General features: G+C 33.8%; 20 protein-coding genes, 2 other RNA genes and 1 riboswitch. Of the genes, 7 read left to right on the plus strand and 15 right to left on the minus strand.

Translation table 11 applies throughout. The features are described 5' to 3' along the window. Nucleotides 1-81 precede the first annotated feature (81 nt). A complete protein-coding gene (locus tag RWO76_RS01905; RefSeq protein ID WP_314353944.1) occupies nucleotides 82-1344 on the plus strand; it encodes a replication-associated recombination protein A in 1263 nt (420 codons plus the stop codon). A 311-nt stretch (nucleotides 1345-1655) separates the two neighbouring features. Here the strand turns inward: RWO76_RS01905 and RWO76_RS01910 are convergent, their stop codons facing one another. The 9 genes from RWO76_RS01910 to RWO76_RS01950 form a co-directional block, all read right to left on the minus strand. Next, complete coding sequence (locus tag RWO76_RS01910) at nucleotides 1656-2420, minus strand: class I SAM-dependent methyltransferase (RefSeq protein WP_314353946.1); 765 nt, start codon at nucleotides 2418-2420, stop codon at nucleotides 1656-1658. A gap of 647 nt (nucleotides 2421-3067) precedes the next feature. Further along, the gene (thiD, locus tag RWO76_RS01915) at nucleotides 3068-3892 is read right to left on the minus strand and encodes a bifunctional hydroxymethylpyrimidine kinase/phosphomethylpyrimidine kinase (RefSeq protein WP_314353947.1); all 825 of its coding nucleotides are present in this window, start codon (nucleotides 3890-3892) and stop codon (nucleotides 3068-3070) included. Continuing rightward, nucleotides 3885-4538, minus strand: a complete 654-nt coding sequence (gene thiE, locus RWO76_RS01920; protein WP_314353948.1) for a thiamine phosphate synthase — start codon at nucleotides 4536-4538, stop codon at nucleotides 3885-3887. Before thiE ends, thiD begins: the two co-directional genes overlap by 8 nt. Then, entirely contained in the window at nucleotides 4522-5349 is an 828-nt protein-coding gene (locus tag RWO76_RS01925; RefSeq protein ID WP_314353949.1) for a hydroxyethylthiazole kinase, read from the minus strand. Before RWO76_RS01925 ends, thiE begins: the two co-directional genes overlap by 17 nt. Next, a complete protein-coding gene (thiW, locus tag RWO76_RS01930) occupies nucleotides 5334-5864 on the minus strand; it encodes an energy coupling factor transporter S component ThiW (RefSeq protein ID WP_314353951.1) in 531 nt (176 codons plus the stop codon). The genes RWO76_RS01925 and thiW overlap by 16 nt, the downstream gene beginning before the upstream one ends. A gap of 13 nt (nucleotides 5865-5877) precedes the next feature. Beyond that, nucleotides 5878-6546 carry a thiaminase II gene (gene tenA, locus RWO76_RS01935; protein ID WP_314353953.1) on the minus strand — a complete coding sequence of 223 codons (669 nt, stop codon included), beginning with the start codon at nucleotides 6544-6546 and terminating at the stop codon, nucleotides 5878-5880. A gap of 4 nt (nucleotides 6547-6550) precedes the next feature. Next, nucleotides 6551-7204, minus strand: a complete 654-nt coding sequence (locus RWO76_RS01940; RefSeq protein ID WP_314353954.1) for an energy-coupling factor transporter transmembrane component T — start codon at nucleotides 7202-7204, stop codon at nucleotides 6551-6553. Next, the gene (locus RWO76_RS01945) at nucleotides 7188-8543 is read right to left on the minus strand and encodes an ABC transporter ATP-binding protein (RefSeq protein ID WP_314353956.1); all 1356 of its coding nucleotides are present in this window, start codon (nucleotides 8541-8543) and stop codon (nucleotides 7188-7190) included. The genes RWO76_RS01940 and RWO76_RS01945 overlap by 17 nt, the downstream gene beginning before the upstream one ends. Before the next feature lie 3 nt (nucleotides 8544-8546). Next, entirely contained in the window at nucleotides 8547-9104 is a 558-nt protein-coding gene (locus tag RWO76_RS01950) for an ECF transporter S component (protein WP_314353957.1), read from the minus strand. A gap of 155 nt (nucleotides 9105-9259) precedes the next feature. After that, a riboswitch (TPP riboswitch) is annotated at nucleotides 9260-9349 on the minus strand. Between the two features lie 143 nt (nucleotides 9350-9492). Here RWO76_RS01950 and ssrS point away from each other — a divergent pair. Together ssrS and RWO76_RS01960 are read left to right on the plus strand one after the other, a co-directional pair. Beyond that, a non-coding RNA gene (ssrS, locus tag RWO76_RS01955) (6S RNA) lies at nucleotides 9493-9683 on the plus strand. 134 nt (nucleotides 9684-9817) lie between these two features. Beyond that, nucleotides 9818-10276 carry a universal stress protein gene (locus RWO76_RS01960; RefSeq protein ID WP_314353959.1) on the plus strand — a complete coding sequence of 153 codons (459 nt, stop codon included), beginning with the start codon at nucleotides 9818-9820 and terminating at the stop codon, nucleotides 10274-10276. 353 nt (nucleotides 10277-10629) lie between these two features. On the opposite strand, the gene dtd is transcribed toward RWO76_RS01960, so the two are convergent. The 4 genes from dtd to prmA form a co-directional block, all read right to left on the minus strand. Then, complete coding sequence (dtd, locus tag RWO76_RS01965; protein WP_314353960.1) at nucleotides 10630-11076, minus strand: D-aminoacyl-tRNA deacylase; 447 nt, start codon at nucleotides 11074-11076, stop codon at nucleotides 10630-10632. 25 nt (nucleotides 11077-11101) lie between these two features. Continuing rightward, nucleotides 11102-13318 (minus strand): bifunctional (p)ppGpp synthetase/guanosine-3',5'-bis(diphosphate) 3'-pyrophosphohydrolase, encoded by a 2217-nt coding sequence (locus RWO76_RS01970; RefSeq protein ID WP_314353962.1) that lies wholly within the window; start codon nucleotides 13316-13318, stop codon nucleotides 11102-11104. A 116-nt stretch (nucleotides 13319-13434) separates the two neighbouring features. After that, nucleotides 13435-14187, minus strand: coding sequence for a 16S rRNA (uracil(1498)-N(3))-methyltransferase (locus RWO76_RS01975; protein ID WP_314353963.1), 753 nt, complete (start codon nucleotides 14185-14187; stop codon nucleotides 13435-13437). 10 nt (nucleotides 14188-14197) lie between these two features. Beyond that, nucleotides 14198-15142, minus strand: coding sequence for a 50S ribosomal protein L11 methyltransferase (gene prmA, locus RWO76_RS01980; protein ID WP_314353964.1), 945 nt, complete (start codon nucleotides 15140-15142; stop codon nucleotides 14198-14200). A 235-nt stretch (nucleotides 15143-15377) separates the two neighbouring features. Here prmA and gpsB point away from each other — a divergent pair, with 235 nt between their 5' ends. The 3 genes from gpsB (at nucleotide 15378) to RWO76_RS01995 (ending at nucleotide 17342) form a co-directional block, all read left to right on the plus strand. Then, nucleotides 15378-15746, plus strand: a complete 369-nt coding sequence (gene gpsB, locus RWO76_RS01985) for a cell division regulator GpsB (protein WP_314353966.1) — start codon at nucleotides 15378-15380, stop codon at nucleotides 15744-15746. Between the two features lie 11 nt (nucleotides 15747-15757). Further along, nucleotides 15758-16119, plus strand: an RNA gene (gene rnpB, locus RWO76_RS01990) — RNase P RNA component class B. A gap of 77 nt (nucleotides 16120-16196) precedes the next feature. Beyond that, entirely contained in the window at nucleotides 16197-17342 is a 1146-nt protein-coding gene (locus tag RWO76_RS01995; protein ID WP_314353967.1) for a class I SAM-dependent RNA methyltransferase, read from the plus strand. A gap of 180 nt (nucleotides 17343-17522) precedes the next feature. Here RWO76_RS01995 and clpB read toward each other — a convergent pair whose 3' ends face one another. Together clpB and RWO76_RS02005 are read right to left on the minus strand one after the other, a co-directional pair. Beyond that, nucleotides 17523-20120, minus strand: coding sequence for an ATP-dependent chaperone ClpB (gene clpB / locus RWO76_RS02000; RefSeq protein ID WP_314353968.1), 2598 nt, complete (start codon nucleotides 20118-20120; stop codon nucleotides 17523-17525). Between the two features lie 270 nt (nucleotides 20121-20390). Further along, entirely contained in the window at nucleotides 20391-21500 is a 1110-nt protein-coding gene (locus tag RWO76_RS02005) for a hypothetical protein (protein ID WP_314353969.1), read from the minus strand. Between the two features lie 100 nt (nucleotides 21501-21600). Between RWO76_RS02005 and RWO76_RS02010 the strand changes: the two genes are divergently transcribed. Further along, nucleotides 21601-22533, plus strand: coding sequence for a diacylglycerol kinase family protein (locus RWO76_RS02010; RefSeq protein WP_314353970.1), 933 nt, complete (start codon nucleotides 21601-21603; stop codon nucleotides 22531-22533). The last annotated feature ends 4 nt before the right edge of the window (nucleotides 22534-22537 follow it).

Consider the following 22537-nt stretch of genomic DNA (forward strand, 5'->3'; position numbering starts at 1 on the left):
TTCAAAATAAGGTAAATATTTTTGACTCACGTCAGTATTTAAACTATGCTAGAATAGAATTGACAGAAAGTGAGGAGAATTATGAAAAATCAACCATTAGCATACCGAATGAGACCCACTTGCTTAGAAGAAGTTGTCGGACAACAACATTTAGTAGCACCTGGAAAAATTATTGCTCGAATGATTGCTGCCAAGCAACTCTCTTCGATGATTTTATATGGCCCTCCTGGAATTGGAAAAACAAGTATTGCCAGTGCCATTGCAGGAACAACAAAGTATGCCTTTCGAACATTAAATGCCGCCACTGATACAAAAAAAGAATTACAAATTGTCATTGAAGAAGCAAAGATGAGCGGAACAGTCATTTTATTACTAGATGAAATTCACCGCTTGGATAAACCAAAACAAGATTTCCTGCTTCCACACTTAGAAAATGGACGTGTTATTTTAATAGGAGCCACTACTGAAAATCCATACATTGCCATTAATCCAGCCATTCGCAGTCGAACACAAATTTTCGAACTCATCCCACTGACACCAGAAGAAATTCATCAAGCACTCAAACGTGCATTAACTGATGAAACAAAGGGACTTGGACATTATAATGTAGAAGTCGAAGACGGAGCGATGCATACATTGACGCATTTTTCAAATGGAGATGTTAGAAGTTCACTAAACGCTTTAGAATTAGCTGTGAAATCTACCCCAGAAAATGAAGACGGAAAAATTATCATCACAGAAGAAATCGCAGGAAACTGTCTACAAAGAAAAGTGTTCGCACACGATAAAAACGGAGATCAACATTATGATGTCATCTCCGCTTTCCAAAAATCGATTCGAGGAAGTGACGTAGATGCAGCACTTCACTATATGGCAAGACTTATTGAAGCAGGCGAACTCATTACATTAATTAGACGATTATTAGTCATCGCTTATGAAGATATCGGATTAGCAAACCCAGCAGGAGCCAGTCGAGCCGTATTAGCTGTACAAGCTGCCGAAAAACTAGGTTTACCCGAAGCAAGAATTCCACTTGCCAATGCAGTCATTGAATTAGCCCTCTCCCCTAAATCTAATACAGCAATTTCCTCCATTGATGCAGCACTCTCAGATGTTAGACAAGGGAAATCAGGAAAAATCCCTTCCCACTTACAAGATGCACACTATCAAGGAGCCCAAAAACTAGGACGAGGAATGAATTATCAATACCCACATAATTATCCAAATCACTGGGTAAAACAACAATACTTACCAGATACACTGAAACATACACAATACTTCCACCCAGACCCAACTTCGAAATTCGAAGAAGCGTTGAAGGAACAGTATAAAAAGTTTCAATAAATGGAAATATCCCCCGACAAGAAATTCTTGCGGGGGATTTTGTGAAGAATGATATACAATTAATAAAGATTACTACTCAATTTTGGTTTACATATCTTATCATTTTAAACTGGTCATTCATATGAGGGTTAGAATCCCTCCTAGAACGTCATTTATTCTTAAAATAAATCTTATACTTAACTATAATTCAAATCATTAATCATAGTCCATTTCTTTTTAAAACTATCAAACTTTCTTTTTACAGTTTCATCAGTAAGATATTCTTTTGCACAAAGTAAGATAAGTTATCTCCTGAAATATGTTCTATACTACTATAGTTTAACACAAAGTGTAGCAATATAATCATTTCCATAACGTGATAATCTATTTCTTTTATCACATGATTCATAAAAATCGATCATGGCAAGACCATTTTTAAGTTGTCCTCTAATCTGAGTTTCTAAGGTATGGCTAAATTCATATCCATATTCTGGATTTATGGTTATCTTGCCTTCCTCTTCAAGCTCTTTTGAATTAAAAGGTATTGAAAACTTTAAAAGTAATTCCTCATCGGGTTTGTCCCATACAATATCAGCATCATACATGTATATCCAAGGATTCATAAATCCGACCATTAACAGTCCCCCCTTTTTCAATACTCGTGAAGCTTCTTTATACATGTTTTCTAGGTCTTCTATATATACATTAGAAACCGGATTGAAAATAATATCAAAAGTCTCATCATCAAATGGAAATTGTTTTGTCATATCTCCTTGAACAGTTTTGATTTTTAACCCTTCTCTTTTAGCAACCCTTTCATCTCTTTCTAATTGTGATGTAGAGAAATCCATTATGGTTACATCATAACCTTTTAACGCAAAAACTGGACCCTGCTGTCCACCACCACAAGCTAATCCTAATATCTTTTTTCCATTGGCTTTTTCAAACCATTCTTCCGGAACTTTTTTCCCAATCGTTAATGCAACAGAAATAGGCTTATTTTTAAGTTCTTCTAATTGTTCATGTGTTAATGGCTCAGTATAGTCATTATTTACATTATTCCATCTATCTTCATTAAATTTTATATAATTACTCATCTGATAATCTCCTCGTTATTTTACATCATTTTAATTGATGTTAGATGTGTTGTCATTACATTTTTCTCATCTCTACAAATGATGAGTAGATTTTAATTAATTTCCGTATTTTAATAATGGTCTCTTTCAAAGTTTATCCTTTCGAAATACAAGCGTAAAGTATCTCCTATTATGTTTTAGTATCTTGTTATTATTTTTCTCGACTTAAATACCAAAACGAAACATACACTATGATTGCAATGAGAATATTATGGAGCAGACCTAATTGCATTTGATTGAAAACAAAATGATATATCATAAAAACTAACGCAATCACAATATTACTTTTAATAATTTTTTTCAGACCAAACTGTTCTTTTCCAATCAATATAATGAATATATGACCTAACAGTATTATTATAATTGACAGTATTAAAGAAAATTCTGTTGACCTTAACAAAAGTGTGTTCCCTAAAAAGAGTAAAATAAATCCGTAAAACCATTTTTTATTGTGTACCATACTACTCACTCCTTTACATTTTATATTGTAAGTCTAGAAGTCTGGTATGTCACCTGTTTTCACTAAAAAAAGAATACAACTCTCCACTAGTAAATTCAGACAACATATTGTCATCCTCTCCTACATCGAAAAGTCATATTCCTATTTCTTACGCTTCAATTACTCGAATACTCTCATCTAACTTCGCCCAGTGGTTTGTTGGGCCGTGTCCATTTCCTACATAGATTGGTTGAGCAATCGCTCCTTGAATAAATTTGCGAGCTGTAATAATACTTTCTTTCAAAGGTTGTCCTTTTGCTAATTCAGCGGTAATACAAGCGGAGAAAGTGTCTCCTGTTCCATGGGTAGAAGCTGTCTGAATTCGTTTGGCTTCTGTCCAAAATGCTGTTCCATCTTCTAGTAAGATAAAGTCTTTTACAATATCCAGTGTTCCATGTCCGCCTTTAATAATGACATTTTTTACTCCAATATTTTGTAAAATAGCTGCAGCTTCTATCATATCTTTTTCTGTTATGATTTTCTTGCCAATTAATTCTTCCGCTTCTGGTAAATTTGGTGTACACACTGTGGCAATTGGTAATAATTCTTTTTTAATCGTTTCAATCGCTTCTGGTTGTAATAATGGGTGTCCGCCTTTAGCAATCATAACAGGATCTACAATTAATGGTCCAAAATTTACTTTTTTATAATTTTCTACTACGGTGCGAACAACTCGACTATCTGCTAACATTCCTGTTTTTGCAGCACGAATATGAAAATCACTCGCTAATGATTGAAATTGCGCATCAATAAATGCACTAGGTACTTCATGAACTGCTTGTACTCCTAAAGTATTTTGTGCTGTTAAAGCTACAAAAATACTCATTCCGAAAACTTGCCGAGCTTGAAATGTTTTTAAATCGGCTTGAGCCCCTGCTCCTCCTCCTGAATCAGATCCAGCAATGGTCACTACTTGAATCGTTTCATTACTCATTGACTTCCCCTCCTAAAATTTCCGCTACTTTTTTTCTTAAACAGTAACATTTTTCTTGAATATTTTCAGCTTTCATAATCTCACTAACTATGGCTACTCCTGCAATACCCGTTCCTTTTAAAGGTTCCATATTATCTTCTTTAATACCACCAATGGCTACGATAGGAATCGATACGGTTGTCGCAATTTCCTTAAGAGTTTCAATAGAGGTTGGTTGAGTAATTACTTTTGTCGTAGTTGGATAAATAGCTCCTACGCCTAAATAATCTGCTCCATTGTGTTCTGCTTCTAATGCACGTTCAACTGTTTTAGCTGTAACTCCTAATATTTTATCTTTTCCAATCAGTTTTCGAACTACTTCAACAGGTAATTCATCCGCTCCAATATGCACTCCACTAGCATCAACTGCTAAACAAATATCTACTCGATCGTCAATAATAAGAGGAATTTGGTACTGGTCAGTTATAGTCTTCACCTTTTTTGCTAATTCATAATATTCTATTGTAGTGCATTCTTTTTCTCTTAATTGTACAAGAGTCACACCAGACCTACAAGCTTCTTCTACTTTTTTCAAAAAATTTTCCTCTTTCCAATCATAACGTGCCGTTACTAAATAAAGGGCTAATGTTTTATCTAAGTTCTTCATTTGTCCAGTCCTCCATTTTTAGCATTTCTTGCCAATTTTCTTCGTATAGTTTGGATAATTGATTACATGTTTCGATTCGAAAACTTTCCATTCCTTGCTGGAGTACCTTGCTTGCTTTTTCTCCACATATATTAAAATAACTAATTGCTCCAATCGTCGCTTCTAGTGGTTCAATTCCACTTCCTAGAACACCCGCAATGAGAGCTCCTACTACATCTCCAGTACCTGTAAATAATTCTAAAGAATCTACCCCATTTTTTAGGCAAAAAGTGTTTGAAGCAGTAACGACTAAGTCTTGTTCTCCCGTTGCTAGAAAAACTGTTTGAGGATAAGTTTTAGCCAACTTTCTTAATGCATGAGCTAATTCCTTTAATTCCATCATACTTTGGTCTTCCTTAGCACTATCGACTCCTTTGGCACTACTAGTTAGTCCAGCTAATCGTCTCATTTCGGAGATATTTCCCTTAACAACGGTAACGCCCATGTCTAATAAACTTTGTACTAAAGCAAGGCGATTAGATAGCCCCACTATTCCAACAGCATCTACAACAAGTGGTTTTTGATAAGTATTTGCTAGTTTCGCTGCTTTGATGATGCAAGCTTCTTTTTGATCTGTTAAGTGTCCAATATTCAGTAATACGGCAGATGAAACTTGAATAACTGATTCAATTTCTCGTTCATCTTCAGCCATAATTGGTTTTGCCCCAACATATAATAATGCATTTGCCACTAGTTCCTTTGTAATCCCATTGGTAATGCAATGAATCAGAGGTCGTTGTAATGGAAATACTTTTTCTAAAACATTTTGCATAATGGACATTCCTTAGATGGTGCAAATAATTTTTGAATCCGTTGAATAGTTGATACATTTTTTAATTTTACCCAAACTAACCAAGCAATCGTTGAACCGATAATTGCTCCTCCACAAAAACGTGGTGTGTAAACAAACCAGAATAGCCCAGTTGTAGTTCCAGTAAACCAAACCATTACAGGATAAGATAATAAGGAACCAATTAATCCTGTTCCAATAAATTCACCAATCATCGCTCCATAGATGTTTTTAGTCATTCTTGCTCCAATCCCTGCTAATAACGCTCCAAATACTGCACCTGTTAACGCTAAAGGGGGAATCGCTAATAAAGTCATACGAAGAATCGCTGTTAAAAATGCCATGGCAACTCCATATACTGGTCCCATTAACATTGCTGCAATGACATTAATCGTACTAGACATTGGTGCCATTCCTTCAATTCGCATTAATGGGGATAATACCACATCTAACGCTACCATCATTGCTAAAAACATAATTTTTTTATTTCTACTCATTTTTCTACCCTTCTTAACCTTCTAATTTCCATGTTTCTTGTGTAGTTGCCATTTCCCAAAATAGATACTCAAATTGGCAACTACGATAAAATGCTTCTATCATATCTTCTTTTGTTTCATCCGTTGCTTCTTCATATAAGCGTTCGATAACACCACATTCATACTGAACCGCTTCTTTGCTGTCTTCTCCCGCATACGTCATAATCCATCGTTGATACATTTCATGAGGAGAACCTTGTTTGATTAATTGTTCCCCAATAGCTTGATATAACCACGGACAAGGTAACATTCCTGCACAAGCTACAACTACATTTTTTTCTGCTAGTTGTCGATATAAATGTGATACATAATTATAAGCAGTTGGAGCAATCGGTGTATTTTTGATTTCTTCTTCATCAATGCCTAATTCTTGAAAAAATTCTTCTCGAATTAATTGTTCACCTTGTGCTAAATGTTCCGAATTTCTACGCATTAATTCTTTCACTTCTGGATCATCAGATGCATCAGAAATAATTTGATATAATTTACTAAAATGTTCTAAATAATAACGATCTTGTAATAAATAATAACGAAATATCGGTTCACTCAATGTCCCATCTTGTAAGCCTGTTACAAATGGATGTTCAAAACTTCCTTGCCAATAACGTTTAGAAACTTCCATTGCTTTTTCTGTAAATGTCATTTTCCTACCTCCATAACCATCCAATAGTATTTCCTACTACAAATATTACAATCATCCATCCTAAAGCTTTATAATCATTTTTCCAAATAATCGATGGTGTTCGTTTTCCTTTTTCATCAAATCCATGGCTAATCATTGCTTGTTCATATTGCTCTTGTAAGTGATAAGCTGTAAAAATGACTTTGATATAATATAAGCTTGACCAAAAATGTAAGGGACGACCTCTTAATTGACTCGCTTCCTTCATTTGAACAACTTCTCTTCGAATATATGGAAAAGCATGAATAATGACTAATAAGCCATAGACAAAATGAGGCGGCAGTCCTTTTTGTTCCAAGACTAATAATAATTCTTCCAAATCCACACTAAATGCCAATAAAAATCCTAATAAAGCAAATGCAAATGTTCTAGTAAACATCACTGTAGCTAGCTCTAAATGAATTCCTTGAACACGAATCGACCAATAACTACCAATCGCTGGAAATAATGGAACAATAATTGAAGCACCAATGACACCCCACTGATTCTTCCAAAGTAGATACAAGAATCCAACCACTAATACAAAAATATTCAAGACATTTGAAGGAACAAACGATAATTCAATCGTCACTAGTATTAGAAAAAGAGAAAAAGCTAAGCTTTTAGACTGTTTTTCCATATTGAATTCCCCCTTTTTGTAATGTCTGCTCACTGATTTGAATATGATGTTGACTCACACCTTCTAATGGGGCTAATCGATGTGAAACGACTAATAATTGTTGATCATGTGTTTGTTGATTCCACTTCATCCATTCTCCCATTAATTGGCAACTTTTTTTATCTAATCCAGTAAAAGGTTCATCCAATAATAATAATGGAATATCCAAACTTAACATACAGATTAGCTGAATCAGCTTTTGTTCTCCTCCACTTAAATACATTAGACTTGTATCTAGTTTAGAACCTAATGGTGTTTCGGTGAGTATTCGTTCTTGCCATTCTTGAGCATGAGCAAATCTCTTCATACCAAAATTCAATTCATCCCTTGGCATTAAAGTAACAAATTGATGCATCGCTTCTTGAACAGTCAATGTTAACAATTTGGAGCGATTTCTCTTAGTAATTTTTTGCCCCTCATATATAAAATTGCCTTTTACTTTTGACAATTGAACCATTGCTCTTAGTAAAGTTGATTTTCCAACACCATTATCTCCTGTTAAAGTCGTAATCCCTTTTTCTAAAGAAAACTCTGGAATCGACCATAAACCTTCTTTTATAACATTTTGAAACGTGAAAAACTTATCTTTAGAAGCTCCTTCTTGTTCTAATGGAATAACTGAATGATTCGATAAAGTGCTAATCGGAACTGTCTGCAAGCAACCTTGCTGAATATGTAATACACGACTAACATATTCACTGTAACCATTCGTATCATGATCACTAACAATAACTAATTTTCCTTTTTTTGAAAGCTCAAATAATAATTTCATTAAGGAACGTCTACTTTTTTCGTCAACACTAGCAAATGGCTCATCTAATAATAAAATCGGAACATCCATTGCTAATAAGACGGCAATAGCAGAACGTTGTTGCTCCCCACCAGACAATTGAACAAAAGGACGATCTAATAAATGTTGCGTTACTGTATCAACCGTAACATGATGAATTCGTTCTTGAATTTTTTCAAAATCATACCCTAAATTTTCAAGAGTAAACGTTAATTCACTCCGTAAATTTTTCATCGTAAATTGACGATAAGCTTTTTGAAATACAGTTCCCGTAATTGTTGCTCTTTGTACTGGTGTCATGGAAGAAATATCTTTTCCTAACAAGTAACACTGACCTTCAAAAGTCATCGGTTTAATTCCTGATAAAAATTGAAATAGAGTTGACTTCCCACTCCCCGTATCTCCAGTTAGTAAAATGAATTCGCCCATTTCTAATTGGCAATGAAGATGATGAAGAATTTTAGTGTTCCCTTGCCAAACACTGACACCTTCTAAAGTGATTCCATTCATTGATTAATTTCCTCTTGTAGCTTTTACTTTTTCTAATAAGTTCATCACTATTTTTACAAATACAACACCAAAAACAAAAACAGAAATAAAACGTACAACGATTAATGCAACTAAAAATCCTAAAGAATAAGCGCCATATCCTAATTTGAAATACTCATAAATAAAGCTAAAAACAACTGTACCAATTGCAGCTAATGTAAGAGAAAAAGTGTCATATCTCTTATAACCTGTTGCAAAAAATCCTGCTTCAGTTCCTAATCCTTGAACAAAACCAGAAACTAAAACTCCAACTCCGAAATGAGAACCCATTAACATTTCTGCTAAAGCAGCTAACATTTCTCCAAGAGTCGAACTTCCCTTCTTCTTCAACAGTACCCCAATCATTGGAGCAGCCATCGTCCATAGTCCAAATAAAATTTCATTCGCAAAAGGTTTATACCCTCCAGGTGTTAATGCCACTTCTAATGCGACATACAAAAATCCTGCTCCCATAAATACGCCCCCAAAAAGAAACGCTAATAATGCCATTAAAATGACATCCTTCAAACTCCATTTTTCCATAAAAAAAACTCCCTTCGTTTTCAAAACAAAAGGAGGCCCATTCACTAACATTATGTACATAAGCAATGAAAACTAATTTTTGATTTCTGATATAAATCCATCATAAAATAATATCTTTTTATATCAAGCAAACAAATCATTAGAAAACATTACTATCGTAACATTCCACATTTCCCTTCGCTGGTACTATCCAGATCAGGTTCAATGGGTATAATCTCAGCCAATTGGCACCCCAAATGTTTTGTAATTATTAAATTTTCTTTTATCATATCATATTTGAAATCATTTTCAACTTATCTGCTTAAAAAATATTTGTGCTTCAGTTATAAGTAAACGCTATCAATTCAAGTGTTGATTTTTTATAGCAGGAGTGATACTATAGTGACATAGAAATCTGAGATGTGCGCGGTATTTACTAAGTGTTGACCGAACAATTAATGACTTTTTAGGGATTCAGATTGTTGTTATGGATAACAAGCCATTGCACTTGGAAGTTAAGAAGTAACTCATAGAAGCCCACCTGCTTAGAATGCGGGTTCAAAACTATCAAATACATCAAACGGCATCACCGGAAATCTATCAATAAAGTTTTTACTTTGGACCACTCTTTGAGTGGTTTTTTCTTTTATAAATGGATTTTATCTTTATGAAACCCCTTTTAAAACTATTTCATAGTGGTATAATAAGGGTATAAAGATGAAGGAGTGATTGTTATGTTCCATGAATATTCAAAAATTTTAGTTCCGGTAGATGGGTCTAATGAAGCTAGATTAGCTTTTGAAAAAGCAATTGAGGTTGCTAAAAGAAATCGTGCTCAAGTTTTAATTGCTCACATTATTGATACACGAGTACTCCAAACTCCTACTGGTTTTGAAGGAAATTTTAATGAAGAAATTCAAAGACAATCAGAAAATTTATTCCAAGAATATCGACAATATGCCCAAGAACATGATTTTAATGACATCGATTTTGTTTTAGAATACGGTTCACCAAAAGTTTATATTTCTAAGAATATTCCAAAAGATTATCAAATTGATTTAATTATGATGGGCGCCACAGGACTAAACGCAGTAGAACGTTTATTTATCGGTTCTGTATCAGAATACGTCATCAGAAATGCAAGCTGCGACGTCTTAGTAGTCCGCACAGACCTAGAAAACCAACGCCAATAAAAGTCTTCAACGTATATGTTAGTGACACTAAAAAAGTATAGAAAAAGAGAAGTGGAAAGACTTCCCGTAGTAGCAAAGGTAAACATGAAATTCGCTCTGCTAAGCTCATGCAGTCCAAACAATAAGTTTTAAACGCACCTTACATGACTGACACTTACTAAGTATAGAAAAAGAGAACAAAAAAAAGACTTTCCGTAGTAGCTCACGTAATAGAAGCCAGAGTGGCTTCTATTACTGGAAAAATCGAGACCTAGGCTCGATTTTTAGCCATGAGATTCGCAACGCGAAGCTGCTGGCGTCCAAGCTACTACTAATATAAGTCTTTTTTTGTTCTCTTTTTCTATTACGCCCCATTAACGGTTCTTTGAATCCAACAGGATTGTCACTGGTCCGTCATTTAGTAACTCTACTTTCATATCCGCACCAAACTGACCCGTCTCAACAGAAATCCCCGTCTCTCTTAACAAACCATTAAACTGATCAAACATCTCAATCGCAACATCCCCAGGAGCAGCCTTTGAAAACGAAGGACGATTCCCCTTCTTCGTATCCGCATATAAAGTAAACTGCGAAACCGATAAAATCTCACCGCCAATATCTTGAATACTACGATTCAACTTCCCCTCTTCATCTTCAAAAATTCTCATCTGAACAATCTTACGAACAAGATATTCCATATCTTCCATTGCATCATCATGCGTTACACCCACTAATAAAAGAAAACCACGTTGAATCTTTCCAATGACTTTCTCCTCAACAGTAACACTCGCATGAGAAACACGCTGTAAAACAATTCTCATAACTCTTCCTCTTTCTCGTATTCGATTAAGAAATTACACGACGAACACTATAAACATCAGGAATTTGATTAATTTTCTTCACAATAAATTCTAATTGTTCCGTATTATGAATTCCAATATTGACCGTAATTGTAGCCATCTTATTAGAATCCACTTTACCATTTACAGAATTTAAAGACTTCGTAATACTATTGATGACATTTAATACCTCATTCAATAAACCATTACGATTATATCCTTCAACAACTAATTCCGTATCATATTGTTGCTTAGAATTACCTGTATCTTCCCAATCCACATCAATTAGACGAGTTTGTTGATCTTGTTGAACTTTAACATTCGGACAGTCATTACGATGGACAGAAATGCCACGCCCCTTTGTAATATAGCCAACAATTTCATCACCCGGTACTGGATTACAACAACGACTTAAGCGAATTAATAAGTTATTAACCCCTTCAATAATGACGCCATTTTCATGCTTAATACTCATCTTTTGAGTATCTTTTCGTTGAATTTTTTCAGTCGTTTGTTCAAAAGCTTCTTCTTGCATTTTTTGCTTTTCAATTTCTCGACGAGCTTTGTCTGTTAAACGATTGGCAACTGTTTGAACAGAAACTTCTCCAAAACCAATCGCTGCAAACAAATCATCCTCATTTGCAAAATTAAATCGCCCAGCAATTTCTTTTAATTGTGTTTTTGATAAAAAGTCTTTTGGAGAAAATTCTAAATCAACAATTTGTTTTTCTAATAATTCACGTCCACGAAGAATACTTTCTTCACGATTTTGTAATTTAAAGAATCGACGAATTTTATTTTTCGCACGAGTCGTAAAGACTAAATTAATCCAGTCTCTTGATGGACCAAATGAATTAGCAGAAGTTAATACTTCTACAATATCTCCTGTTTTTAACTGATAATTTAATGGTACAATTTTATTATTAACTTTTGCACCAACTGTTTTATTTCCAACTTCCGTATGAATATTGTAGGCAAAATCTAACGGCCCTGAACCTAATGGTAATTCAGAAACATCTCCTTTTGGAGTAAAGACATACACTTTATCCCCAAAAATATCTTCCTTCACACTATTCATAAAGTCATTCGCATCTTTTGAATCATCTTGTAATTCAATTAAATCTTTAAACCAATCTAATTGTTTTTGAAGTGGATCAGCCGATACTTTTTGAGTATTTCCTTCTTTATACGCCCAGTGAGCAGCAACCCCGTATTCTGCAACAGCATGCATTTCAAATGTACGAATTTGAATTTCTACCGGTTTACCACCTGGTCCAATAACTGTCGTATGAATGGATTGATACATATTTGCCTTCGGCATTGCAATATAATCTTTGAAACGACGAGGCATTGGTTTCCATTTTGTATGGATTGCCCCAACAACTGCGTAACAATCACGAATACTATTCACTAAAACACGAATCGCTAGTAAATCATAGATTTCATTAAAATCTTTCTTTTTATCTTTCATTTTTCGATAAATTGAATAAATATGTTTTGGTCTACCATATATTTCAGCTTCGATTTCTAATTCTTTTGTAGCTTCTTCGATATTCACCACTGTTTCATGGATATATGCTTCACGTTCATCACGTTTTGAATCCATTAATTGAACAATACGATAATATTGTTGTGGGTTTAGATATCTTAATGATGTATCTTCTAATTCCCACTTAATTTTATTCATCCCTAGTCGATGTGCTAAAGGTGCATAAATCTCTAATGTTTCATTCGCAATCATGCGTTGTTTTTCTGGTTTATGGAATTTTAGAGTTCTTAAATTATGTAAACGGTCAGCTAGTTTTACCATAATAACTCTTAAATCATTCGCCATTGCTAATAACATTTTACGATGATTTTCTGCTTGCTGTTCTTCATGAGATTTATATTTAATTTTTCCTAGTTTTGTAACACCATCTACTAAAAATGCAACATCTTTGCCAAATACATATTCGATATCCTCAATCGTAAATCCTGTATCTTCAACAACATCGTGCAAAAATCCAGTTGCAATTGTATCTGGATCTAATCGCAATTCTGCTAAAATTCCAGCTACTTGAATTGGGTGAACAATATATGCTTCTCCAGATTTTCTTACTTGATCTTTATGAGCGAACGTCGCATATTCAAGGGCTTTTTCAATGAACTGAATACTCTTTTCATTCATATATTCACGACAGAGTGAAATCACATCTTCAGCCGTATAATTTTTATTTTTTGACATATACGTTTTTCCCCTTAATTCATTACAGTAACCGTATTAAACTATTATTTGTTACTGCTTTCTTAACTTTAGATAATACTTATCCTATCTCTTTCTTAGCCTTCCGTCAACTATTTCTAACCTTTTAAAAGCTCGAAATGATAGGACACTGCAGTAAGTGCATACATGGGTGCTGTTTCAGCTCTTAAAATTCTTGGACCTAAGGCACAAGAATGTACTTCCTGGCTATTTAAATACTCAATTTCTTGTAGATCGAATCCACCTTCTGGACCAAAATAAAAGGCAATCGAATCTCCTTTTTGTAACGAAGTCAAAGTTTGAACAAATACTGCCGCTTCTCCTTCTTTAGCAACTTCTTCAAATGCAACTAATGCTTTTGTCGATTGCTTAGCTAAGACAACACTTTCTTTTAATGACATTAAGTCTAATACTTTTGGAACATGTAGTCGATGAGATTGTTCTGCAGCTTCTTGAGCAATTTTTTGTAGTCTTTCGATTTTCTTTTGTGATTTATCTTTTGTCCATTTCACCATATTCCGCTTCATTTCTACTGGAACAATTGTATGAACGCCTAATTCTGTTGCTTTTTGGACAATGGTTTCTAATTTATCTCCTTTAGAAAGTCCTACAAAAATCGTAACATTAATCGGTAATTCCACCTGTTGTTCTTTATGTTCTTCGATTGTTAACTCGAAAGGAGATAGTTGAGTAATTTTTGCGATATACAATTGTTCTTTTTCATCTACGACTTCACAACATTCCTCGATATTCATACGCATCACTTTTACCATATGATGTTCTTGATCTTTTAGAACAGAAATCTGTTCTCCGACTGATTGAATGACTTGATTAATAAAATAACGTTGCATCCTCTTTCACCTAGTCTTTCACTTTTGTCATGACAAATGTATTCCATTCACCCATTGTGAGTTGTTGTTTTAAAGTAAATCCTGCATTTTCATAAGCAGAACGTACTTCCTCTGCTTTTGATTGAATAATTCCTGATAAAATTAAAATACCATTTTCTTTTAAATTATGATAAGCGTCCACTGGCATCATTAATAAAATTTCAGCTAAAATATTTGCTACAATTAAATCAGAAGGTTGATGAATTCCTTGTAATAAATTATTTTCATAAACAGCAATTTCTCCAACTTCTGGATTTAAAGAAATATTTTCTTTAGAAACTCTTGTTGCCATCTCATCAATATCAAAAGCTGTGACATCACTTGTACCTAATAGTTTAGCTGCAATACTTAATACACCAGATCCTGTCCCAACATCTAGTACACTCTCTCCACCACGAACATATTGTTCCAAAGCTGCTAGTGATAATTGAGTCGTTGGATGTGTTCCTGTTCCGAATGCTAAACCTGGATCTAATCGAATTAAGAGTTCATCTTCTTGTTGTTTTTGATATTCTAACCAACTAGGAACAACTGTTAAATATCTTGTTACACGAACTGGGAAGTAATATTTTTTCCAGGCTTCAGCCCAATCTGCTTCTCCTACTGTTTGTAAAGTAACAATCCCTTTTCCAATTGTTAATCCAAAAGATTTTAGTTCTTGAACTCTATTCGTAACTATTTCAGTCATTTCATCATTCCATTGATTTGGTTGGAAATAAGCTTTGACAAAAACTTCATCTGTTTCATATAAAGACTTTCTTTCTACTGAAAGCCATTCTAATTGTTCTTGATTTAATTGATCATAATCGAGAGGATCTTCAATCGAAACTCCTTTTGCTCCAATTTCCATAAAAATTTCACTGACTGCCTCTACACTTTCTGTATGAGTTACTACTGTAACTTCTAACCAATCCATTTATTGACTCTCCTTTAACGTTTATCATTGTTCAAAAGATATTATAACAAAGAAAATAAAAATTACCTAAAAATATAATGTAACATATTTGTAATTTTTCCGATTTTTTAGTATGATATTGAAGATAGAAAAACAATAGATTTTTCACTGCTTGCAAAAGACATTTTGCATCGAGTAGCAAGCAACCTAACCAACAAAAGATAATTGATTATAGATATTAAGGAGTAATGAAACCATGGCAAGACATTTATCAACAAAAGATATTTTAAATAAACAATTTAAACGCTCATTTAGAGGATTTGACATTGAAGAAGTAGATGCATTTTTAGATTTAATTATTCGTGATTATGATACATTCCAAAAAGAAATTAGCTTTTTACAAAGTGAAAATGAACGTTTATTAAATAAAGTGGATGAATTATCTAAACAAGCAACTGTCACAAAAGGAACTCGCTCAGCTAGCATTCCTTCTGCTGGAGTTACAAACTTTGATATTTTAAAACGTTTAGCCAATTTAGAGAAACATGTATTTGATGAAAAATTAGAAGAAGATGACGAAGACGATTTAGACAAAACTCGTGTCATTACCCCAATCAAAGATTAATTATACTTGTAAACTTTGAGTAATCGCGGTAGTGTATTCACTGCTGAGGAAAGTCCATGCTCGCACAGTCTGAGATGTCTGTAGTGTTCGTGCTTAGCGAAACCATAAGCTAAGGCAACGATTAGTTGACGGCAGAAAAAATGGCTAAGGAATTTCTATGCCAAAGTATTCTTGAAAGTGCCACAGTGACGAAGCATTTCTGGAAACGGAAATGGTGGAACGCGGTAAACCCCTCGAGCGAGCAACCCAAACTTATGGTAGGGGCACTCTTTATTAGGAAATGAACGAAAAAAGAGGCACATTTGTGTAGACAGATGATTACTGAAATCAATTAGAACCTGCTAATTGATGGAACAGAACATGGCTTATAGAAGTTTGCATTCAGGTTATTTACCGGGGTCTCCCGGTATTTTTTTTGAAAAACTATCATTTTATAGAAAGGAAATTATTATGACAACTTATAAATTAGTCGCCACTGCTGCGGCTGGCATTGAAGCTCTTGTTGGAAAAGAATTAAGAACTCTTGGGTATGATTGCCAAGTAGAAAATGGAAAAGCTTATTTTACTGGAAATGATTATGATATTGCGAAAACAAACATTTATTTACGCACCGCAGATCGGATTAAAATAGTTTTTGGTCAATTTACAGCTAAAACATTTGATTCATTATTTGAACAAACAAAGGCACTCCCTTGGGAACAAATTTTACCAGTTGATGCAGAATTCCCCGTATCAGGAAAATCTGTTAAATCAACTTTACATAGTGTACCAAACTGCCAATCTATCGTAAAAAAAGCAATTGTTAATCGTCTAAGTGCAGCTTACGCTCGTAGAACCCATTTACCAGAAACAGGAGCACTCTATCCTATCGAAGTTTCTATCCTAAAAGATGTGGTAACATTAACCATTGATACAAGTGGAACAAGCTTATTTAAACGTGGCTACCGTACAGAAAAAGGTGGCGCACCATTAAAAGAAAATATGGCTGCTGCTCTTGTTATGTTAACGAATTGGTTCCCAGATAAACCATTTTACGATCCATGTTGTGGTTCAGGTACCATTCCAATCGAAGCTGCTTTAATTGGATTAAATATCGCTCCAGGATTAAACCGTTCATTTGCAGCTGAAAAATGGACATTCTTTGATCCAAAAGCATTTGACACTGTTCGTCAAGAAGCAAGAAAAGAAATTCGTACAGATGTAACATTAGACATTCTTGGAGCTGATATTGATGGTTCTATGATTGAGATTGCAAAACAAAATGCAATTAAAGCGGGCGTTAGCAAGCATATTGAATTTAAACAAATGCAATTAAAAGATTTCCGTACGAAGAAAGAAAATGGTGTATTAGTAGCTAATCCACCATATGGTGATCGTTTATTATCTGAAGAACAAGCTCAAAATATTTACCGTCAAATGGGACAAACGTATGAACCATTAGAAACTTGGAGTAAGTATATTTTAACGAGTGATTTAAGTTTTGAGGAACATTACGGAAAACAAGCCACTAAGAAACGTAAACTATATAATGGTGCCATTCGTACCGACTACTTCCAATTCTGGGGTGTACGTAAACGTAAACCTACATCTGAATAAATAAAAAAAGAAAAACTTTTCTATGTAGTAAGGACGCCAGCAGCTTCGCAAAGCGAATCTCATGGCTAAAATTTGAGCCTAGGTCTCAAATTTTCCTGTACTATAAGCCACAAATATGTGGCTTATAGTACTACTACTTAGAAAAGTTTTCTTTTTGTATTTATTTGTTAAATTTCCATATTATTCTTCAACTACATGAAATGTAACATGGTCTGCTACTACATCACATTGTACGGTATTTCCTGGTAAAATACTTGAACGAATTAATTCTTTTGCTAATGGTGTTTCAATTTCACGTTGAATATAACGAGCAATTGGACGAGCACCATAAACAGGATTATAAGCATTTTCAGAAATCCAATCTTTCAATTCATCCGTAAACACTAATTGAATCTCTTGCTCTTGTAAACGAAGATTTAAATCTTTCAACATCTTATCAATGATGCCATAAATATGATCTTTTGATAATGGTGTGAAGAAGATTGTTTCATCAATACGGTTTAAAAATTCAGGTTTAAATGTACCCTTCAAGACGCCTTCCACTGCTTGTCTCGTTTCAGCATCAATTGTTTCCCCTTGAATTTCTAATAAGAATTGAGAACCAATATTACTTGTCATAATAAAGACTGTATTTTTAAAGTCAACGACTCTACCTTTTGAATCTGTTAGACGACCATCATCTAATACTTGTAATAGGATATTGAAGACATCTGGATGTGCTTTTTCAATTTCATCTAATAATACAATCGTATATGGATTACGACGAACAGCTTCTGTTAATTGACCGCCTTCTTCATAACCAACATATCCTGGAGGTGCTCCGACTAAACGACTCACAGAGAATTTCTCCATATATTCACTCATATCAATTCTGACCATATGGTCTTGACTATCAAATAAGTTTTCTGCCAATGTTTTCGCTAATTCTGTTTTACCAACACCAGTTGGTCCTAAGAATAAGAAGCTACCAATTGGTCTATTTGGATTTTGTAATCCTGCGCGAGAACGTAAGACTGCATCTGCCACTTTTTGAACAGCTTCATCTTGTCCAATCACACGTTCATGTAAAGTATCTTCTAATTGAAGAAGTTTTTCTCTTTCTCCTTCTACTAATTTAGTTACTGGAATACCTGTTAATCGTCCTACAACACGAGCGATTTCTTCATCTGTTACAGCTTCTTGCACTAATCGATTATCTTCTTGAGCATGAAGTTTTGCTTGAGCTTCTAATTCTTGAATTTCTTTTTCTAATTTAGGAATACGACCATGACGAAGTTCAGCAGCTTTTTCTAAATTATATTCAGCTTCAGCTTCTTCTAATTCATGTTTTAAGCGATCAATTTCTTCACGTTTATCACGAATTTTATTCACTTCTTCTTTTTCGATTTCCCATTTCATTTTTAAGCTATTGGCTTCTTCACGTAATGTCGCTAATTCTTCTTGAAGAATTGATAAGCGTTTTTTACTTGCTTCATCTTTTTCCATTTTTAATGCTTGTTCTTCAATTTCTAATTGCATTAAACGACGAGTGACTGTATCCAATTGTGTTGGCATTGAATTCATTTCTACACGTATCGTTGCACATGCCTCATCGACTAAATCAATCGCTTTATCTGGTAAATATCGATCTGTAATATAACGATTTGATAAAGTTGCCGCTGCTACTAAAGCATTATCATGAATATTAACACTATGGTGAATTTCAAAACGTTCTTTTAATCCACGTAAAATAGAAATTGTATCTTCTACAGTTGGTTCATGAACTAATACTTTTTGGAAACGTCTTTCTAAAGCTTTATCTTTCTCCATATTTTCACGATATTCATCTAATGTTGTTGCTCCAATACAGTGTAATTCTCCACGAGCTAACATTGGTTTTAATAAATTACCGGCATCCATTGAACCTTCTGTTTTACCAGCTCCAACAATTGTATGAATCTCATCAATAAATAAAATGATTTGCCCTTCTGATTTTGTCACTTCTGATAAAACTGCTTTTAGACGTTCTTCAAATTCCCCACGGAATTTTGCACCAGCGATTAAAGCTCCCATATCTAATGAGTAAATGACTTTATCTTTTAAATTTTCAGGAACATCTTTACGCACAATTCTTTGTGCAAGACCTTCTACGATAGCTGTTTTACCTACACCAGGTTCTCCAATTAATACAGGATTATTTTTTGTTTTTCTAGATAAAATACGAATAACATCACGAATTTCTTCATCACGACCGATAACTGGATCTTGTTTACCAGATTTTACGGCTTCATTTAAATTTTGTGCATATTGTTTTAATGCTTCATATTGATTTTCTTGATTTTGACTAGTCACACGACTTCCTCCTCTCAATTTTTCAATTCTTTCTTGTAATATTTGTTTGGTTACTTGATGTTTCACTAAAAATTCTTTAATCGGATGATTCGTTTCCATTAAAGCTAGTACAATCACTTCAGTAGCTAAATATTCATCTTGAAATTGTTGTCTAATTTCATCTGCTTTCGTTAGTAATTGATAGAAAGATTGACTTAAGCTTTGACCATATTGGACTTGGCTTCCTTCTACGACTGGTAATTGATCAATCTTTTCATCCACAAATTTTTCTAATTCTGAAATTGGAACATGGACATCTTCATATAGATTTCTCACAAAATGATTTGGCGTTAAAAATACTTTCCACAAATGTGAGACATCGATTTCTTGATGTTTTCTATTTTGTGCAATTTCTTGTGCCTGAGCAAGTGATTGTTGCATCATCGTTGTCATTTTTTCAATATTCATCTTGCTTCCCCCATTCTTTTACTTCCATTTCTAGTATCAAATTCCTTTGATGTTTATAGTATACATCATTAGTCAATAAAGGTCAAACATTTTCTTTGACTTTTTTTGACTTTTTGACAAAAAAGAATAGAAATTCCATAGTAGCTAAAATAACATAAGCCAAAAATGGCTTATGTTATAGGAAAATTCGAGACCAAGGCTCGAATTTTAGCAATGAAACCGTCAGGTTTGCTTGCGTCCTAGCTACTATAAAATTTCTATTCAAAAAATCTATCCATTTGAATCGATACGAATTACTCTTCTTACACAATAATATCCTGGGGTTAACTCTTTCTCCTTATCCTCAATCCCCTCTCCACGATAATACGAAGATAAAGGCAATAAATTAATAATCGGTGCTTTATGAGTCTCCTCTAACCAGCCACCTTTCGTATAATGCTCATCATCAATAATTTCTGGACCAAATTCTGCATTTGCAATCATCAATCCGAACATATTCTCTTTCCATAAAGGAGAAATATTTTTATGGAATAATTGACGTTTCAACTGAGTTCCCCATTTAAACAATCGACGACAACTTGCACCACAACAATATTCCCATTCATCTTCCGTTAACAATCCAAAACCATGACGCTCTATATCTCTTTTCAACTCTACGAAAGACACAGCATCATCTATATAACAATCAAACAAATCAGAATTCAGTTGATTTTGTTGAATAAACAAAGGTGATTTTCTTCCTACAGTAGGATACTCTCTTAAAAAATGATTCCCTTGTCCTTCTGGCAGTAATAATTCTTGAATATTTTGAATGATTTCCTCTGTTTGATTTGCTGCTATTGATAATTGTCCTGAAATGACATTATAATGCCCAATAAATTTTAAACCTACAAACGTTGGCTTTTTCTCAACTAATAAAGCAGGAATATCAACTTCTCTTAAAGGTGAAGTCGAAGCATTAATTTTTTCATCGATATATTCAGTAGTTAAGTGAATATGAGAAAAATCTTGATCCAAAAATCCTTCTTCCATTAAAAGTGAACTTATCAATTGTTGATTGCAATATCTTTTTAACTCATATCTTAATTCTTGTCTTTCTTCACTGCAGTCAAGACCTGATAAACCTGATAAACCACTGTCCCATCCTAAAATACATTTCTTTTGACCTGGTATGAAGACATACTCTACACCATCAATAACTATTTCAAATGTATCAGTTTTAATACCTCCAAATTGATAACTGACAGGAGTAATTTTCATAACCTCTAATATAGGATCAACAAAATGTCTGAGAATATTTTGTATGACGACTACTTTCATTTCATTCGTTAATGTTTTCCATGTTGGATTAGAAACTGCATCCAAAAAATTATTAGACATCTATATCACCTCAATCTTATTCTAAAACAATCTTAACACTTCACCATTTAAAAAATCAACTTGATTTGTTATAATACATTGTACATTAAAGGAGAACGCTATGCATTTAATTATTATCGCAAATCCATATTCCGGTGGAGGAAATGGAAAAAAACAATTCGACTGCTTAGTCAATTATTGTTTAAAAAATAATATTACATTTTCAACTTATTTAACACAATATGCTGGAGAAATGATTGAAATTATTCCACGTATCATTCAAAACTTAACATCAGAACATAAAATCATCATAATTGGTGGAGATGGTACGTTGAATGAAGCTATTTCTGCATTGATTCAATTCAATCAAGATATTCCAGTAGCTTACTTACCAGCAGGAACAGGAAATGATTTCGCAAGAGAAATGACATTAACATATGATATTCCAACTTTTATCAAACATCTTTATAATGAAACCATTAAGAATCTTGAAATCATTTCATATCATGAAAAATTGAGTCATAAAAAAGGAATTGCAATTAATTCACTAGGATTCGGAATTGACGCTGCGATTTGTCAACTGAATACTATCCAAGTAAAATCGCAAAAAAAACGATTTGGTTTAAATAAATTATCTTATTTAACTCCTATAATTGATGCCTTTAAAAAACACCAAGAATTTCAAGCCGCTATTCAAGTGGATGATGAACCTATTCAAATTGCAGATAAAAATTTATTAGTAGGGCTTTTTAATCATTCTTATTTTGGTGGTGGTATTCAATTTGTACCCACTGCAAAACAAAATTCGCATCATTTTGAAGTAGTTGTTGCTAGAGATGTGACTACTAAAGTCATTCTTAAAGCATTTCCGTTTATTTTATGGAATAAACAACATTTTGAACGATTTCCAAATCACTTAATGAAACAGACTGCTACTAAAGCTTGTGTCAAAATACAACAACCCATTCTCATGCAAACGGATGGTGAAGTCACTTCATTTGAAGCAGTTGATTTAGAAGCTGAATTAATGACCTATCCAATCTATTTAACCTAAAAAA

The sequence above is a fragment of the uncultured Granulicatella sp. genome, from assembly GCF_963521425.1.
Taxonomy (GTDB): Bacteria; Bacillota; Bacilli; order Lactobacillales; family Aerococcaceae; genus Granulicatella.

Coding starts and splice junctions, on each gene's coding strand:
- RWO76_RS01905 (WP_314353944.1), top strand. CDS start 82: ATGAAAAATCAACCATTAGCATACCGAATGAGACCCACTTGCTTAGAA.
- RWO76_RS01910 (WP_314353946.1), bottom strand. CDS start 2,420: ATGAGTAATTATATAAAATTTAATGAAGATAGATGGAATAATGTAAAT.
- thiD (WP_314353947.1), bottom strand. CDS start 3,892: ATGAGTAATGAAACGATTCAAGTAGTGACCATTGCTGGATCTGATTCA.
- thiE (WP_314353948.1), bottom strand. CDS start 4,538: ATGAAGAACTTAGATAAAACATTAGCCCTTTATTTAGTAACGGCACGT.
- RWO76_RS01925 (WP_314353949.1), bottom strand. CDS start 5,349: ATGCAAAATGTTTTAGAAAAAGTATTTCCATTACAACGACCTCTGATT.
- thiW (WP_314353951.1), bottom strand. CDS start 5,864: ATGAGTAGAAATAAAAAAATTATGTTTTTAGCAATGATGGTAGCGTTA.
- tenA (WP_314353953.1), bottom strand. CDS start 6,546: ATGACATTTACAGAAAAAGCAATGGAAGTTTCTAAACGTTATTGGCAA.
- RWO76_RS01940 (WP_314353954.1), bottom strand. CDS start 7,204: ATGGAAAAACAGTCTAAAAGCTTAGCTTTTTCTCTTTTTCTAATACTA.
- RWO76_RS01945 (WP_314353956.1), bottom strand. CDS start 8,543: ATGAATGGAATCACTTTAGAAGGTGTCAGTGTTTGGCAAGGGAACACT.
- RWO76_RS01950 (WP_314353957.1), bottom strand. CDS start 9,104: ATGGAAAAATGGAGTTTGAAGGATGTCATTTTAATGGCATTATTAGCG.
- RWO76_RS01960 (WP_314353959.1), top strand. CDS start 9,818: ATGTTCCATGAATATTCAAAAATTTTAGTTCCGGTAGATGGGTCTAAT.
- dtd (WP_314353960.1), bottom strand. CDS start 11,076: ATGAGAATTGTTTTACAGCGTGTTTCTCATGCGAGTGTTACTGTTGAG.
- RWO76_RS01970 (WP_314353962.1), bottom strand. CDS start 13,318: ATGTCAAAAAATAAAAATTATACGGCTGAAGATGTGATTTCACTCTGT.
- RWO76_RS01975 (WP_314353963.1), bottom strand. CDS start 14,187: ATGCAACGTTATTTTATTAATCAAGTCATTCAATCAGTCGGAGAACAG.
- prmA (WP_314353964.1), bottom strand. CDS start 15,142: ATGGATTGGTTAGAAGTTACAGTAGTAACTCATACAGAAAGTGTAGAG.
- gpsB (WP_314353966.1), top strand. CDS start 15,378: ATGGCAAGACATTTATCAACAAAAGATATTTTAAATAAACAATTTAAA.
- RWO76_RS01995 (WP_314353967.1), top strand. CDS start 16,197: ATGACAACTTATAAATTAGTCGCCACTGCTGCGGCTGGCATTGAAGCT.
- clpB (WP_314353968.1), bottom strand. CDS start 20,120: ATGAATATTGAAAAAATGACAACGATGATGCAACAATCACTTGCTCAG.
- RWO76_RS02005 (WP_314353969.1), bottom strand. CDS start 21,500: ATGTCTAATAATTTTTTGGATGCAGTTTCTAATCCAACATGGAAAACA.
- RWO76_RS02010 (WP_314353970.1), top strand. CDS start 21,601: ATGCATTTAATTATTATCGCAAATCCATATTCCGGTGGAGGAAATGGA.